Annotated in this window: 11 protein-coding genes; 1 reads left to right on the forward strand and 10 read right to left on the reverse strand. The window is 67.7% G+C overall.

Features of this window, described 5'->3' with window-relative positions; all coding sequences use genetic code 11:
* Nucleotides 1-476 precede the first annotated feature (476 nt).
* Nucleotides 477-1,415 carry a cupin domain-containing protein gene (locus AB0N07_RS03715; protein WP_365831709.1) on the reverse strand — a complete coding sequence of 313 codons (939 nt, stop codon included), beginning with the start codon at nt 1,413-1,415 and terminating at the stop codon, nt 477-479.
* Between the two features lie 410 nt (nt 1,416-1,825).
* Nucleotides 1,826-2,713 (reverse strand): BTAD domain-containing putative transcriptional regulator, encoded by an 888-nt coding sequence (locus tag AB0N07_RS03720; RefSeq protein ID WP_365831711.1) that lies wholly within the window; start codon nt 2,711-2,713, stop codon nt 1,826-1,828.
* Nucleotides 2,714-3,472: 759 nt separating this feature from the next.
* Here AB0N07_RS03720 and AB0N07_RS03725 point away from each other — a divergent pair.
* Complete coding sequence (locus tag AB0N07_RS03725) at nt 3,473-4,495, forward strand: LuxR C-terminal-related transcriptional regulator (RefSeq protein ID WP_365831713.1); 1,023 nt, start codon at nt 3,473-3,475, stop codon at nt 4,493-4,495.
* 465 nt (nt 4,496-4,960) lie between these two features.
* Here the strand turns inward: AB0N07_RS03725 and AB0N07_RS03730 are convergent, their stop codons facing one another.
* The 8 genes from AB0N07_RS03730 to AB0N07_RS03765 all read right to left on the reverse strand — a co-directional run.
* Nucleotides 4,961-6,292 (reverse strand): FAD-dependent oxidoreductase, encoded by a 1,332-nt coding sequence (locus tag AB0N07_RS03730; RefSeq protein WP_365831715.1) that lies wholly within the window; start codon nt 6,290-6,292, stop codon nt 4,961-4,963.
* A 138-nt stretch (nt 6,293-6,430) separates the two neighbouring features.
* Nucleotides 6,431-7,414, reverse strand: coding sequence for an LLM class flavin-dependent oxidoreductase (locus AB0N07_RS03735; RefSeq protein ID WP_365831717.1), 984 nt, complete (start codon nt 7,412-7,414; stop codon nt 6,431-6,433).
* A gap of 6 nt (nt 7,415-7,420) precedes the next feature.
* Nucleotides 7,421-7,588: a hypothetical protein gene (locus AB0N07_RS03740; protein ID WP_365831719.1), complete on the reverse strand. Its 168-nt coding sequence runs from the start codon at nt 7,586-7,588 to the stop codon at nt 7,421-7,423.
* 26 nt (nt 7,589-7,614) lie between these two features.
* Nucleotides 7,615-10,461: a type 2 lanthipeptide synthetase LanM gene (gene lanM, locus AB0N07_RS03745; protein WP_365831721.1), complete on the reverse strand. Its 2,847-nt coding sequence runs from the start codon at nt 10,459-10,461 to the stop codon at nt 7,615-7,617.
* 2 nt (nt 10,462-10,463) lie between these two features.
* Complete coding sequence (locus AB0N07_RS03750; RefSeq protein WP_365831723.1) at nt 10,464-12,650, reverse strand: peptidase domain-containing ABC transporter; 2,187 nt, start codon at nt 12,648-12,650, stop codon at nt 10,464-10,466.
* Between the two features lie 2 nt (nt 12,651-12,652).
* Nucleotides 12,653-15,667 carry a type 2 lanthipeptide synthetase LanM family protein gene (locus AB0N07_RS03755; RefSeq protein WP_365831725.1) on the reverse strand — a complete coding sequence of 1,005 codons (3,015 nt, stop codon included), beginning with the start codon at nt 15,665-15,667 and terminating at the stop codon, nt 12,653-12,655.
* Nucleotides 15,668-15,778: 111 nt separating this feature from the next.
* Nucleotides 15,779-15,940 (reverse strand): class II lanthipeptide, LchA2/BrtA2 family, encoded by a 162-nt coding sequence (locus tag AB0N07_RS03760; RefSeq protein ID WP_365831727.1) that lies wholly within the window; start codon nt 15,938-15,940, stop codon nt 15,779-15,781.
* A gap of 38 nt (nt 15,941-15,978) precedes the next feature.
* Nucleotides 15,979-16,104: class II lanthipeptide, LchA2/BrtA2 family (locus tag AB0N07_RS03765; RefSeq protein WP_365831838.1), on the reverse strand; the 126-nt coding region annotated here is incomplete at its 5' end.

Genomic DNA, 16,104 nt, shown 5'->3' on the forward strand with positions numbered 1-16,104 from the left:
CGCACCGCACCTCAGGGCTTCGGCGTAGTCGCATGACGCCCGGTTCGTAGCGATCTGGCAGCGTCTTGGTGGTCACCGCGGAGGGGGCACCGGGAGAGGTGATGATGCCGCCGGGGGCGGCGACCGCGCCGGGGTTGATCGAGTAGGCGAACGTCTTGTCCGCGCTCTGGCCCGAGGCCTTGTCGCAGCCCGGAAGCCAGACGGCCCACCGGGGCAATCTGCGCGGCGCGGACGTCGGACGTGACGCCGGACAACAAAGTTTGAACCGCACCGCACCTCACCCCGAAACACCCGCATCAGCATCCGGGGCGACAACCCGGGCCCGCAGTCAGTAACGGATATCCGCTCCGAGAACACGCCCCCCGGTCGGGTCTGCGCGGTCAGGGCGACCCGGTGGGGATGCTGATGCCGGTCGACAGGAAGTACGTCACGCCCACCCGGTGGGGAACCTGATGCAGACCGAACGTGCAATCCGGCTACGCCACGGGGCCGACGTCGGGGAGGCCGAGTTGGAACCTCCCGAACTGTGCGCCGTCCCGGGCGGCGAAGAACCGCTTCAGGAGGTCCTCCTCCCCAAACGCCTCATTCAGCCGCTCCCGCACGCTCCGCAGCACCTCCTGCGGGTCCTCCGGGTCACCGAAGCGCAACAGCTCGGCGCACATGACCTCGTCCTCGCGGAGCTGATCCAACAACCACCGGGCCAGGTCCAGGGCGGTGGTGCAGGGGATCGAACCGGTGATGTGGAGGGAGGGGCCCTCCTCAGTCACGGGGTCGTGCCAGTAGCCCCGTGGCAGGAAGAGCACGTCGCCGGGAGAGAGCACCAGGTCATCGACGACCCCGGCGGGCGGCCTGCCCATCGCCGAATCCCTCGGGTGCATGGAGAATTCGTTGCGCCCGAAGATGCGCCACCGCTTCCTGCCCTGGAGCTGGATGGCGAACACGTCGTGGTTGTCCCAGTGGGCGTTGAAACCGCCGGTGGGCGCCCAGGAGGCGTAGAGGTTGAACTCGAAGTCGCTGAGCAGCCGGCGCTCGAAGGCTTCGGAGAGCTGCGACAGTCCGGGGTGGATCTCGTCGACGTACCGCAGCGCGAGCGTGTGGCCCTCACGCAGCGCCGCTCGCAGCCTCGCCGGATCGACACGGATTCGCCGGCGTCCGCGCCGGACGACGCGCGCCTCCATGTAGGAGGCCTCGGGGAGCTGCTTGCCGTCCCGCGACAACCGCATCTGCGGGGATCTGAGTTGATGCGTCTCAAGGATCTCGTTCAAGTCGCTCCAGCCGAAGAGGCCCCTGATCTCCTCCGCCGCACCGGCGAACACGCGGTGTTCGTGGTGGTAGACCTGCGACAGGAAGTCACCGGCCAGCAGCGTGGAGGCGAAGTCGTCTATCGCATCCGAGAGGTCTCTCGTGTATTTCATGGCTCCTCCTTAATTCACCGTCGGCGCACGACCGGCCGGTTGCGGTATTCGCCACCGCGGAAAATTGGACGCGACGGTGCACGCAACCACGTTCGAAACGCCTCTAAAAGACCGCAAGGGCGGCGGCATCCCACCCGCCGGCCTGATCCTTGGCTCTCCATTCGGCACCTTGGGACAAAGAGGCCTCTGTCCAAAAAAGCGCTTCCATACGGTGGAGTGCTTCTGGGTCAAAGTCGCAACGAGAACACAGGCCGCGCCTACAGAGTGTCAACCGCCCCAGGCGGTACGGGGTGTCGGCGGAAGACTGTTGGGGGCCCGCAGCGAAACCGGACTTCATGGCCGGCTCAACCGACCGCAGTGGCCCGCTCGGGGAAAACGACATACCGAGCGGGCCGATCGCAGCCGGGACTTCACCCGGCCAAGACTCCCGACAGGGAAGCCGGGCCGGTATCACCTGAAGTGCCCAGCCTTCCGTGCGCGCCGGGCCAATTCCTCCCCAGGGGGGCCTGAGCCCGGCATGAGGCGGCGTTGACGACCAGGCGCACGGCCTCGTCCCTGTCCCAGGCGAGCGCAGCCCCCCTCATGGCCTCGATACTCGGAGGCACGTCGAGGCCCAGGTCCTCGACAAGGACCGCCCCGCAGCGATTGAGGACGCTCAAGGCACCTGCCGAGTCACCCTGGACGCAGTACACGGCTGCCAGGAGTTCCCACAGACGCTGCCGATACGGCGCTTCCGCGATGATCGTCTCGATGCGGTAGGACAGCATCTCGGTCCGGCCTGCGACGAGCAACGCGGTGAAGAGGTCCTCGTACGTGTCGAGGCGCCCGTTGCGAAGTCCCGTCGCATGTGCGTCGAACCAGCGCGTCAGTGGCAGATCCTGCCCGAATGGACCACGCCAGAGGGCCAGTGCGTCCTCGAGTACGGCAATGGCCTTCTCGACCTCGCCCCACGCGAGGCAGGTGCGGCCCTGCCTGGAAGCCTGGACGAACGTGGGCAGGTCAACCTCTTCCGGGCCGGCCTCGATCCTGTAGCCGCTCTGGGTGCCGCGGCACGTCTTGATCCTGCGGCTCAGCCCCGGCAGGGCCCGGTCGAGATCGCGCCGCAGCCCGGTGAAGTGACTGCGGATGTTCGCCCTGGCCGACGAGGGCGGATCGTCCCACAGCAGATCGGCCAGTTCCGTCATTCCGATGGGCTGACCGACCCGCAGGAGCAGGGCCGTGAGAATCGCCCGCCGTATGGGGGAACGAACCTCGACCTCCTCCTGAACTCGGAGGTGTCCCAGGATTCTGAACAGCATTGCGCCATCCCCCTTTCACAAGAGCGGACAGCATGAGGCCGTGGACGACACCTTCCCCTCGGGAAAGGACGTCAGTAAAGCGGAACAGCATTCCATGACCGAGGCCATAGTTTCCCCCATAATCCTCGATGTGATCATCTGTTCAGTTGGACCGTGACATGACATACGGAGAGCCGGGTCAGGGCCTCCGTGACCGGGTCGGCATGGTGCGCACCGGCACGGGCAGGCACGGCATCGTGTGTGTGCGCGTCGTCGCCCGCGATCACCGGCGGTGCGAGGCGCACGGCCAGGAGTCGGCGACCGGCGTCTCAGCCGGTGAGCGCGACTGCCAGGAACATGGCCGGACTCCCATTCATGTATCTGCCCCGTTGGAGTGCATCGAGCCAGTGGCGCTCTCTTCACCCCGGCCGCTCCGCCTTCCTCCGGCGGCATCGGCGGCCCAGAAGAGGAAATCATTCCGGCATCCCGTCTGTCCTCATCAAGATCCGTCAGGAAGCTGCCGGGCAGCCAGTTGCCACATCGAGTCAGGACATGAGGGGACGAACCGGTGCCGCCTCCAGCGGCTGCCGGGGGGCGGAGGCCTCAGCCAACTTTCGAATGCCCTTGGACCATGCGGTACGGAAATGTCGGGGCACCTGGAAGCCACACCAGACAACATCAGCCGCTACCGTGACGCCATGCAAACTGTTGACGGGAGAACCAAAGTGAACGCACGAGCTGGCGCCTCCGATCCACGGCGCGTGATCTACGCGCGTTAGCGTGCAGGTGACTCAAACGGGGAAGATTCACTTGACTGATATATGCTCACTTGACCAAGAGACACTCAGGGTGTATCGCGCGTTCCTGTTCCACAACGAACGGGACGCGCACGAGTTGACCCGACTGACAAGCAACGGCGACGGCAGCGTCAAGGCGGCCATAGCCCGGCTCATCGATCTGTCACTGCTCGCCCCCTCCAAGGACTCACCCGGGGGCCTGAGAGCCGTGGACCCATTGCGCGGGATGAGAGTCCTGCTCCAACGAGAGCAGGCGGAACTCGCAATGCGCGAAAACCGCATCAAGCACAACAGGACGGTACTCGACGCCATAGCCGCGGAATACGCCGCTGCCAGGAAATCGGCACACGTCGAGGGCATCGAGCGACTGCACGACATCGACGATATCCGGACACGTCTTGAGGCCCTGGCAGAGTCCTGCCAGCAGGAGTGCCTGGCCTTCTACCCCGCGGGAGAACTGACCGAGGAGTCGGTGGAGGCCTTCAGGCTTCTGAACAAACGCGCCTTCGCCCATGGTGTGCGTTTTCGTTCCATCTTCATCGACAGCATCATGCGCGATCGCGTCACCAGGTCCCATGCCCAGTGGATGGTCGAGCACAACTGCGAGGTCCGTACCGCCCCCTCCCTGCCGATGCGGCTGCTGGTCGTGGACACAACGGCCGCCGTGGTCAGCGGGCTGCCCGAGCAGGGGCCGACGTCGGCACTGCTCTTCAGCAGCAGGCCGGTGGTCCTGGCCATGCGGGCGCTGTTCCAGGCGTACTGGGATCATGCGAGCTGGTTTCCTCAGGGAGCCACTCCAGGCGAGGCGGCGCCCGACGAGATCACGCCCCTGGAACGCAGGCTGCTCGAGTTGCTGGCCGGCGGCCTCACCGACAGTGCGGTGGCACGGGCACTCGGAATCAGCGTGCGCACGGAGCGACGGAAAATGGCCGAACTGATGCAGCGGCTCGGCGTCTCCAGCCGTTTCGCGGCGGGTGTGCAGGCGACTCGCCGACAGTGGATCTGACGCACAGGACGGATGTCCGCCACGCGGTGCCGACGACCGGGGAGTCGCTCGACCGGTGATGCCGCCGCTGTCCGACGAGCCGGTCCACAGGAACGCAGGCACAGGTTGGTCGGCCATGTGTGATCCGCATGACCGACCAACCCATACCTGTGACCTGCTTCACGCCGGGCTCACATGTGGCCCTGTCGCTTCGGTGTCAGTCCCTCAGGACGCGCGAAGGCGCCTGCGGCAGGCTCGGCCAGGTGAGTCCAAGGCGCCTGGTTCCGCCGTGAGGGCCGGCGCTCTCTTCGGCCTGCGCGGGTATGGCCCACAGGAACACGGCGGCCATCGCGACGAGAGTCACCGTGGCGGGCCGACGCACTCCTCGGGACGTAGCCGGGCCCACCCATCAGACGGGAAGCGGGCGCCGAGCGCGGGCAGCTCGGCGCCCGGTCAGGGGACCGAGCGCCGCCTCGTGGGACACCTTCACCTCACGCGTACGAGACGCTCACCCTCGCCTTCAGCGGCTTGCTGGCTCGCGGCGGCCTGCTCGTCCCACTCCTGCATGACGTCCTCGACCTCCTCGACACTCATCGGGTCGAAGTCCACGACATCCGCGACGGCGCTCACGCCGGAGATCATCGAGATGAACCCGACACGCGAACTCTGCGTGACCATGTTCCCGATCTCGCGCGCCCGCTCCTCGTACTCCTCGCGCAGCCGGGTCGGGTCCATGAAGAAGCGCACGTAGGCCAGGATGTCCTTGAACATCTGGCGGTAGAGGGCGCCGAACCGCTCCAGGGCCTGTTCCTCCTGTTCCTCGTGCCCCAGCGCAACGACGAGCGCCCGGGCGGCCAGCCAGGCCCCGGAGGTGCCCAGCCACACGCCGGAGGAGAACAGGGGGTCGATGAACGCGGCGGAGTCTCCCACCGCGACCCAGCCCGGACCGTGGAACGTGTCGCAGACATGGGACCAGTCGCGTGTGGTGCTCAGTTCACCGAGGGCCTCCACGTCGACCATCGTCTTCGCGACGTTGCTGTCGTTCAGGCAGTCGAGGAAGACGTCCCGCTGGGTACGGCCGCCACGGGTCCGCTCGGCGAGCTTCTCGACGGACAGCACGTACCCCATGCTCAGCCTGGTGTCCGAGAGCGGAATGCCCCACACCCAGCCGCCGCCCTGGATGGCCTCGACAAGGATGTCGTCCTTGTAGTCGATGGGCGTGTAGGAGTCGAAGTAGGTCCACACCGCGACGTTGCGCAGGTCCTCCTGCCAGCTGGTCTGTGTCAGCTGACGGGTCAGCACGCGGCCCTGGCCGGAGGCGTCCACCACGAAGCGGGCGGCGGCCCGGTGGGTCTCACCGCCCTGCGTGTACGCCACTCCGGTCACTCGGCCGGCCTCGTCCCGGAGGATCTCCGTGACCTGGGCGGCCTCGTGAACCATGGCGCCGAGCTTGCGGGCATTGTCCAGCATCAGCTCGTCGAACTCGCTCCGCGTGACGTGCCAGGCGTGGGTGAAGTGGCTGCCGGTCGAGGAGAAGGCCGCGGAGAAGTCGCTGCGCCAGGGCTCGGGATCCCTGCCCCATCGCAGGGTGATCCCGCTCTTGTGCTGGAAGCGCGCATCCAGCTCCTCTATGAGGCCCAGTTCCTCCATGAGCGGAGCCATGCCGGACACCATGGACTCCCCGATGTGGTACCGAGGAAAGGTCTCCCGTTCCAGGATGAGTACCGTGTGGCCGGCCTTGGCGAGCAGGCTTCCGACCGTGGACCCGGCCGGGCCCCCTCCCACGACGACGACATCGACGTTCTCGGTGCGGGACATGTGCTTTCGCCCTCTCTGCTGACGGACAAGTGTGTGATCAGGGGATGAGAGGTGACGCGCGCTCGACCGCGCGTCACGGGCCGGGAGGACCGGCTCCTTCGGGCCACGCCGGGCGGGCGCCGCCCGGCCGGCCACGCGTCAGGTCAGTCCGACGTCGGCTGCCGACACACCCGTCGCGCTGCCGAGGATGTGCAGGATGTCTTGGGCAGCCGCTTTGGGTCCGTGCGTCTGCGCGACACCGGTCGTGTTGAGGACCACCTCGTCCACCCCCGCAGCGGCGAACTCGGCGAGCCGGTCGTGGATCTGCTCCACGGTGCCGTACAGGAAGGCGCCCGCATCCACGACCCGTGCGGCGTCCTGCGCGTCGCCCTGGTCGGACACTGTGATTCCGGCCTTCCGCAGTGCGTCCTGGTAGTGGGGTGCCTTCAGATGGTTTCCGCAGGCCGCTCCGACCAGAGCGGTCACGTCACGGCCCTGGCGCGCGACCGCCACCGGCACGATGGCCGTTGTGCGTATGGGCTTTTCGAGCTTGCGGTCGGCACCGTGCATCGCCGGGATCAGCGTCTCGTCGAGGTAACCGGCCGGCAGGAGCCAGGTGATGGCCCGGTCGGCCACCTCGCCCGCGAGGGCCGCCATCTTCGGGCGCAACACCCCGAGGCCCACCTTCACCGGTGGCGCCGGACGCTTCAGCAGCCGGGCGGCCACGGAGAAGTACTCGCCCTCGACCATGGCGTCGTCACCCGACACCAGGGCGCGCACGATCGTCGCGTACTCCCGGGAGGCCCGCAGTGGCCTGGCGTACGGCTGTCCCAGGAGCGCGCTCTGGAAGGACACGGGCCCCGGCCCGAACCCGGCCACCACGGGGTGCCCGGTGGCGAGCGCGACCGAGCGCGCCTCGAAGGCCGCCTGGTAGGGCGATCGCATCGGCATCAGGGAGACCCCGAAGCCCATCGGGACGCGCACACCGATTCCGGCAAGCCAGGTGGCCAGGTGGTGGGAGTCGAGGACCAGCGACTGCCCGTGCCACAGGCGCTCGGCGGCGGTCCACTGGACGAGGTTCGCGAACAGCACCGCCTGCTCGGGACGGGTCGGCACCACCGGCAGCAGGATCGAGTACTTCATCGAGCACTACCGCTTTCGTCGACGTGCCGAGACGACCAGGGAGACGACGGCCCCGGCCACCAGCCCCAGCACGGCACCCCCCCAGTTGTCCTGGCTGACGGCCACGGCCGCGACAACGGCCCCGATCAACAGGGGAAACGCCGGCGCCATGCCGCCCTGCTTGCCTTGGTTCATCACTCGTTCTCCTTTGTCTCCGGTCGTCATCGCAGGGCTTCCGTCACGGCGCTCCCGCCGCGCGGCCGGGGCATCGACGGTTCCGGCCCGCCGGAGGCGGTCAGCGCGACCGGCACGAAGGCCGGATCCTGGCCGTCGAGTGCCCTGTCCAGCATCAGGTCGGTATGGCCGATGCCCGACCAGCCGAACATGTAGCCCAACAGCGAGGTCCTGCCCGGACAACCGGTGTGGAACCCATGCTTGCGGGCCGCCTCCGCCACGCGGTTTCGGTAGTCGGCCGCCCGCCCGAGCAGGGAACGGTCCTCCAGCAGCCGGCTCGCCGCGATCAACGACTGGATCACGCCGCTGGAGCCGTGGCACACCGACAGGTCCACCGGGTTCTGCCCCCGCAACGACGTCGCCCGGTCCGCCAGTTCCGCGAGGCGGCCGCCGGTCAGTGTCCGCGGCCGGCCCGCCGACGTCAGGATCTCCGCGGCGACCAGCAGCAATCCGGCGCTGCCGTTGCACCATCCCGGTACCGGCGGCAGCTCACCGTCGGCCAGGCGTTCCGTAAGCCAGTCCGCGGCGGCGTCGGTCAGGGCCGGGTCACCCAGGTACCGGCCGATCCGGGACACGGCCCACCTCATGCCGATATCGCCGTGAGCCACGTCGAACCATGCGCGGTCCAGCGTCGTCCTGGCCTGTGCCAGCACCAGGTCGCACAGACGCGTCAACCGGTCCTCGTCCATCAGGGGGTCCTGGCCCGCTTCGACACGGGCCAGCACGGCCATGAGGAAACCGGCGGGGCCGTTGGCCAGGTCCGTCTCCAGAGTGCCGGCCTCGATCCGCTCCGGAACTCGCTCCAGCAGCTGGGCCACCCAGGCACGGTCCTGCTGGAGAGGCCGGGTGAGCAGCAGCGAGGCCGCGCCGGTGAACACGCTCTCCGGGGCCCGCAGCAGCGCCTCCCCGTACACCTCGAGAAGCACGCTCAGGCCGCGGTCGGCACTCAGGTACAGCTCTCCCAGCTCCGGGTCGTGCTGCGCGGCGTCCTGGAGGAAGGTGACGATCCCTCCGCTGTCGTGGAACGACAGGAAGTTCCCCGGGACGATGGTGGGGACCCCGCGGTCGGGCCCCACCCCGCCGATCCAGCCGCACTCCGCACCGTACTCACCCTGGTGGGTCACCCGCGTGTCCTGAAGCGTGCGGACCACCCGGGGCCACCATGCCTCGTCCGCGGCGGCGTGCAGGACCGGAGCGAAGATACTCTGAGAGGACATCACGTCCGGTGCCCCCTCGGCGAGTTCGCCGAAGCACTCCTCCAGCACGAACCGGTGGTAGACGTCGCTCTGCCCGGCGTGCAGCGCGAGGCCCGCCCGGGCGAGGTCCGCCGGTGACGACGGGTTGGCTCCCTCCAGCCGGGAGGTGTTCGTGGCCAGCTCGGTGGAGCCGGCCCGTGCCGTGAAGTAGGGCACGTTCCCGGTGTCCAGCGCGGTGCGCTCGGCCTCGCCGACGAACGCGCAGGCCTCGGGCGTCATATGCCTGGGAAACCGCTTCAGCAGCCTCAGAAGGCGCTCGGTCTCACCGGCGTCGCGCAGGTACCGCGGTTGGGTGGCCGCGTCGAGAAAGCGGCCGTACACCATCGTCGAGCGGATCAGGCAGCGTACGGGCAGGTCGGCGTACCGGTCGAGGACGCCCTCGATCGCCTTGCGCTGCCGGACGGCTCCCAGGGCGTCGGTGTATCCGGCCACGATGTCGCGGAAGTACCGCGCGGACGCCAGTTTCTCCTCGCCGAGCCGCGGCACGTTCTCCTTGTGCCGGTACACGAGGGGTTCCCAGACCAGGCGGACGGCGTCCGTGCCACCGTCTTGGATCACGGTCTTCTTCATCTTTCCGGACACCTGATCGCCGTCGACGCCGACGCCCGCCATGATCACATCGATCGGTGATTCGGGTCTGACGTTCGGCACCAGCATGGTGGAGGCCACGGAGAGCTCGACGTGGTTGATCAGCCGGTGTTCCAGCGAGTCGTTCCCGGTCCCGGAGCCCGGCCGCAGCATCATCTCGGTGTCGATGACGCACGGGTGCTCCCCGGCGGCCAGCAGGTTCTCGTCATGGAGATCGGACGCGCCGATGGCACCGAAGAGCGCGCACAGCGCGCCGAAGCGGTAGAAGTACCGGGCCGGCTGGTCCGGCGCGGTCATGGCGCGGGGGGTGACGAACTGCTGCCATCCGTGGTCGCCGACGGACAGCGATGCCGGCACACATCCGTCAAGGGTGTGGGCGAGATACGGCTCGGCCGCGGCACACAGGTCGCGGACGAAGTCGTCGGCCGCCAGGGTACGCGGCTTGAAGACCAGCTTTCCGCCGCCGGCGAGGCACCCGCCCACGACGCGCCGGTTGTCGTTGTGAGGGTCGCCGCCCGTGATGATCAGAGAGACGAGTGTGTCGTCCTCGTCCTCCAGCAGCCCGCCCGCCACAAGCCGCGGCCGGTCCTGGTGAAAGGCGGTGAACAGGTCGTCGTAGGCGTCGAGGAAGTGGTCCAGGACCACGGTGAGCCGACGGCGCAACACCTCGTAACGGGCCAGGATGTCACGGCAGTTGCCCGGGTCGTCCAAGTGCCGCCGGAACTTCTGGAGCGCCTCGTCGCTCTCGGCGGACATGGGCAGTCCCTGGACTTCCCGGAATTCGTGGAACTCCCCTATGAGCACGCGAAGGGAATGTCCCTCCACGGTGGTGACAAGGTCTTCCCAGATCTGGTCGGTCAGTTCTTCCGCGTACTCGGGCGTGGACACCCTGGACAGGGGGTCGCGCAGTCGGTCCACGATTGCCTGACGGGGTATTCGGTTCTTGTAGAACGGCAGGAAATCGGCCACTGCCACCTGCGGATCGGTCACGTTCACTCTCCCCCCACCAACGTTTCCTCGCGCTGGTCCTCACCGTACAAGTTCGCGTACAAATCGCCCTCACCAAGGAGTTCTTCGTGGGTTCCGGATTCCGTGATCGAACCCTTGTCGAGGACGTAGATCCGGTCGGCCGACTTCACGGTGGCCAGGCGGTGCGCTATCACGACCTGGGTGGCCCCAATTTCCGAGATGACCCGCATGACACGGCGTTCGTTGATGTTGTCGAGCGCCGCCGTGGCCTCATCCATGACCAGGATCTTCGGATTTCCCAGCAAGGCCCGCGCGATGGCGATCCGCTGGCGTTGACCGCCCGAGAAGTTGGCTCCCATGTCGGAGACCAGGGTGTTGAACCCCATCGGCAGGTCGTTGACGAAGTCGAGGATCCCCAGCCGGTCGCAGAATTCGCGGACGTACTCCTCGGACAGGTCCTTGCCCAGTGTCAGGTTCTCCAGGATGGTGCGATTGTGCATATGCACCTCCTGGGGGATGTACCCGATGGTGCGGCGCAGGGCTGTCTTGTCGTACTCGTCGAGGTCGTGACCGCCGAACTCGATCGTTCCGCTCGTGCCCTCGTAGAGCCCGCAGATGATGCGGCCGAGGGTGCTCTTTCCCGATCCCGAGGGTCCGACGAGGGCTATGCGTTCTCCCGCACCGATCGTCATCGTGACGTCCCGGACCACCAGTTCGCTGTGTTTGGTGAACCGGAAGCTGACGTTCTTGAGGCTGATGGAGGGCGAGGCGAGTTCGGTAAGGGTGCCACCACGTGCTTCCGGCTCCTCTTCGGAGATCTCCGCCAGCCGGGACACGTACCGGGACACCTCGTTGAACGAGGTGTACGTCTGGAACACCGAACTGGCCAGGGAGAAATAGGTCGCGGAAATCGCCTGGACCGACACGGCGGCCCCGAGGGAGATGCGGCCGTGGCTGACCAGGTAGAGGCTGAACAGCAGCAGGACCAATGGCCCGAACATCTGCGTTGTGGTCGACAGCCCGGCTATGCGGCCCTGCTGGAGACGCATCCGCGTCTTCATCGCGTTCAGCGAGTTGCTGTAGGTCTCGTTCCAGCCGGTCAGGAACTCCTTGGCGTAGCCGCCCATTTTGATCGCCGGAATCGACACGATGGCGTCGAGCTGGGTTCCCTGGCTCTTGGCGAGATACGCGATCTCCGAGTCGACCGCCTCGGTGACCCGGTACCGCGTCTTCATCAGATACAGGGCGTTGAGCAGGAAAACACCGACGGCGACCGAGCCGAGGCGCCACTCCGTGACCAGCAGGTACACCGTGACGCAGATCAGTGTGCCCACGTCGAGCACGCCCTGGGCCATCCGGGAGGAGATCAGGTCGCGTACCGACGTCACACTGTTGAGCCGGTAGATCAGTTCACCGGGCGGCCGTGTGGTGAAGAACTTGAACGGCAGGTTGAGGAGCCTGGTGAACGTCTGGCTCATCAGGTCCTTGCCGAGCACGGCGATCAACGAGGACAGCAGTATGACCCTCGTCAGGTGCAGCACGTAGTAGCACAGGGCGGCAGCCAGCACGGCCCCCAGGAGGACGGCCGAATCGCCGAGTCCATGCCAGTGGGCGTACCGGTCGACGGCCCACCGGGTGAGGACGGGAATACCGAGAACCGTCCCGTACCCGCTGAGCGACAGCAGGGCCACCAGGCCTATGCGCTTCTTCGCGTCCCTCGTGAGCAGCAGGAACTTGCGCCACTCGGAGAACGGCCTGGCGCGCTTCTTCTCGAACTTTTCGGTCGGCTCCGCGGCGAGGACGATCTCGGTGAAGCTCTTCTCCAGTTCCTCGCGGCTGATCCGGCGCCGTCCGACCGCTGGGTCCATGACGACGGCCGTCCGGCCGTCGAAGCTCTCCAGGACGACGAAGTGGTAGTTCTCCCAGTAGAGGATCACCGGTGAGGTGAAGTTCTCGAGGGCGGCCACGTTCCTGACCCGGTACGGCTTGACCCGCATGCCGCGCGATTCCAGGAACTGCGCCAACTGCCCGGCCGACAGGCCGTCACGTCCCGCTTCCATGACTTCACGGGCGCTGACGATCTCCTCCGCGCGCCCGTAGTACCGAAGCAGGGCGATGCACGAACACAGACCGCACTCCGTCTGCGTGACCTGGGTCACGGTCGGTACCCGGCGTGCCGTGGCGATCTTCTCCCGGTGGAGTGCCGTCATGGTCAACGCCCTCCCACGGTGAGCGTGAGCGGGCACAGCCGCAGGTCCGGGTCGATCCGGTTGAGCAGGTGCAGCGCCAGGCCGGAGCTGCCGACCATGAGGCTGTTGGTGTGCGCGTAGCGGCTGTCGGGATCGGCCATCTTGCGGCGGAACACATCGGGTTGGAGCCATCGGCGCTCCTTCTCCCGCACCTCGACGTGCAGCGGTGTGCCGGTCGGGCCGGCGAGGAAGCGCAGGACGGCGTGGTTCCCCAGGTCGCCGTGGCACCAGGTCAGGTTGCGGCCGAAACCGAGGCGCAGCGTGTTGCTGACCGCCTGGTCCCGCAGGGCCGTGACGTCCTCGCTGCCGGGCACGGTCCCATAGGTGGACAGGGCCAGTGCGACACTGGTCGAGCCGTGGCACCAGCCCGTCGCAAAGGTTCCTTCTCCCGAGGCCTGGGACGACCAGTTCCGCTCGGCCGGATCGAAGAACCCCTCGAGCCGCTTGACGAGTGCGGTCAGCACCGTTTCGACCAGCGGCCTGTGTTCCGCCGGCAGCAGGGGGTGAGCGCGGCCGAGGGCGTGGACGACCCCGCTGATGCCGTGGGCGAACCCCGACTGGTCCAGGACCGACCGGGCGAAGGCCCCGTCTCCCTGGATCGCCCGGGCGAGGAGGAGCACCAACTCGGTGACCGCTTCGGGCGCGTCGGTACCCCCGATGGCCGTGACGCAGTTCAGCACACCCGCGAGGCCACTGATGACGTCCAGCGGCAGCCCGTCGGCCGGCTCGGCGCGGATCTGCTCGAGGACCAGGGGTACCGCTCCCCGGGCGGCGCTCGCCCAGTCGTCCTCACCGGCCAGGCGGCCTGCCGCCGAGAGGCAGAACAGGATGCCCGCCATGCCCGTGTAACCGCCGTAACCAGCCTGCTGGAGGCTGCGGGACTCGTAGCGGTGCGAGGCCAGGATGTCGGCGGTCGCCGAGAAGATCTGCCGCGACACACTCAGGTAGCGGTCGTCGTCCAGGACACGTCCGGCGGCACCGAGCGTGAGGGCGATTCCGGTCCGGCCGGTGTACAGGTCGTAGCCGAGCACGCCGGGCGGCCAGGGGCGGTCCGCCTCCGCGGACGCCAGGGGCCCGATCCAGGTCCTGGGCAGGTGCGCGAAGCGGTCGGGCAGGGAGGTCTCGACCAGGCCGTCGCAGAGCTCACGCGCGAGGGAGACGAGGGCCTGATGCTCACCGGAGCCGGCACTGTCGTCCGCGGGGGCTTCCACGTGCCGTGCGGGAGACAGATGGTTGTCCGGGAACTGAGCGGTGAACGCCGAACGGATGAGACGCAGTTGCTCCACGAGATCGGCCTCGCCGAGACCGGCTGCCTTGCCGAGGGCGAGTTCCAGCGGGGAGCGGCTGAGCGCGGCGCCCACGTCGCGGCCGTCTCCGTCGCAGATGCGGGTGCCGGTGGCGCTGACGGTGAAGTACGGGACGTCACGCTCGGCCATCTGCCGGAGCTCCGAGACGACCAGCGCCCGGGCCGAGGTCTTGCCAGCTATGGCGATGCGCTTGAGCAGCGCGAGATAGGTGGCCGGGGCATCGAGCGCGCTCGGCCCCGTGGTCATGCGCAGGATCTGGGAGTAGAGCGCGGTGGGGTTGTGGACGTAGCGGATCCGCAGACCGTCGGCGACCGTGCGCAGCAGTGAGGTCCAGGTGCCGGGTGCCGCGAGGACCGCGCGGTACGTCCGTGCGAAGCCGTCCGCCATTTCCCGGCCCAGGTGGAGGATCTCCTCCTCGGTTCGCTCGCCGGCGACGGTCTTGCGTCCCGGGACGGCCTGCGGTTTGAGGGAGAGCGCGATCCGGTCCGTGTACGGTGCATCGAAACTCATCTGCCTGAACGGAGATGTGCCGCGCCCCGGCCCGCCGAGGAATCCGAGGTCCACATGTCCGCCGCGGTCCTTCTTCCTGCCCGCCATCACCAGCGGCAGGATCCCCACTCCGTAGACCGACTGCCCGATCGTGGTGTACGCGTTCCCCTCGGCTTCCGGAACCGGCCCGACGTGGACCCGCTCCGGATGGAGAAGGGTCTCGAGATCCACCGGGACGGGGCCGCGGCGGGTCGGCACGATGTTCTCGAAGTGCATGTCACGCGCGTTCAGCAGGTAGAGAACCGCGGCCAGTTCGCCGCTGTCGCGCATGAAGCGCTCGGCGATGTCGGAGACGTCCTCGGCCTCGATGTACTCGACATATCCGTAGCCGTCACGGGCGAGTGCCCTGGCGGTGACGAGACGGGTACCGAAGGCCGCGTTGAGTTCCTCAGCGAGCCGGACGAAGGCGGCCTCGCAGGACACGTCGCGCGGTTTGTAGACCAGGCGTGTGCCGGACTCGAAGGTGAGGACACAGACTGCCCGGCCATGATGGTGGGTGTCGCCCTCGGGGGCACCGAAGGAGACCAGCCGGTCGTCCGGTGCGAGACCGAAGGTGTCACGGAGCACCTCCCGGTCGGCGACCACCCTGGAGCAGAGTTCGACGACGGCATCGACGGTGCCGGCCAGCACCACCGGCGTGAGATCCCGCAACACGGGAAAACTGAGGTCTCCGACGGCGGTGAACGAGCTGCGGACCGCCTCGTCCACGAAGTACCGGTAGCGCTCCTGGGAGCTGTCCCCCTCGAGGAGGCCCTGCTCGCGGGCGTGGTTGACAGCCGCCACCAGCGGACGGGTGTACATCTCGCGGATGCGGATCTCCGCCCTGCCGAGCAGTTCGACCAGCGAGTCGTCGGGGTCGGCGAAGAGACCGGGGAAAGCGGCCAGCGGATCTCCGTCCGCGGCACCCGCTGCGACCGCCCTGATCACGTGCTGGAACGGGTACTCCTCCGGAGGTGCCAGCCAGTCCTTGACGACCCCGGGCCGGGCGGGTGCCGCGGCGGGCTTCTGCGGCTCACCGGCGACAGCCGCCAGAACGTGGTCGTCGAACGACGCGAGCGGCGTGATCGTTTCCTCGATCTCCGTGTCGTCGAACTCCGGATAGAAGTTGATCCCAGATCTCATTGCCTGTCCTTCTGCGCGCGATGTGAATCGACCCCCAAAGACGGGGCGGAATGGACCCTTGGGGGTTTCGATCCATTCCGCCCCGCCCGTTTACACCGACCTACAGGGCACTCAGCACTTGCTGGTGCACTTGGTGGTCGGGCAGAAGGCGGCGCTGGCCGCGATCGACACCGCGACGGAGACCGGCGTCGTACCACCGGTGACGTCGGCCTCGCTCAGCTCGATGAGCTCGGCCTCGTCGTACGCCCCGAAGATGTCCTTCTCGCTCTGCATGATCGTTCCTTCCTCGCCCCTGACAGAGGTCAGTCGGCTCAGCACTTGCTGGTGCACTTGGTGGTCGGACAGAAGGCGGCGCTGGCCGCGATCGACACCGCGACGGAGACCGGCGTCGTACCACCGGTGACGTCGGCCTCGCTCAGCTCGATGAGCTCGGCCTC

Origin of the sequence: Streptomyces sp. NPDC051172 (assembly GCF_040682555.1) — a bacterium.
GTDB lineage: Bacteria > Actinomycetota > Actinomycetes > Streptomycetales > Streptomycetaceae > Streptomyces.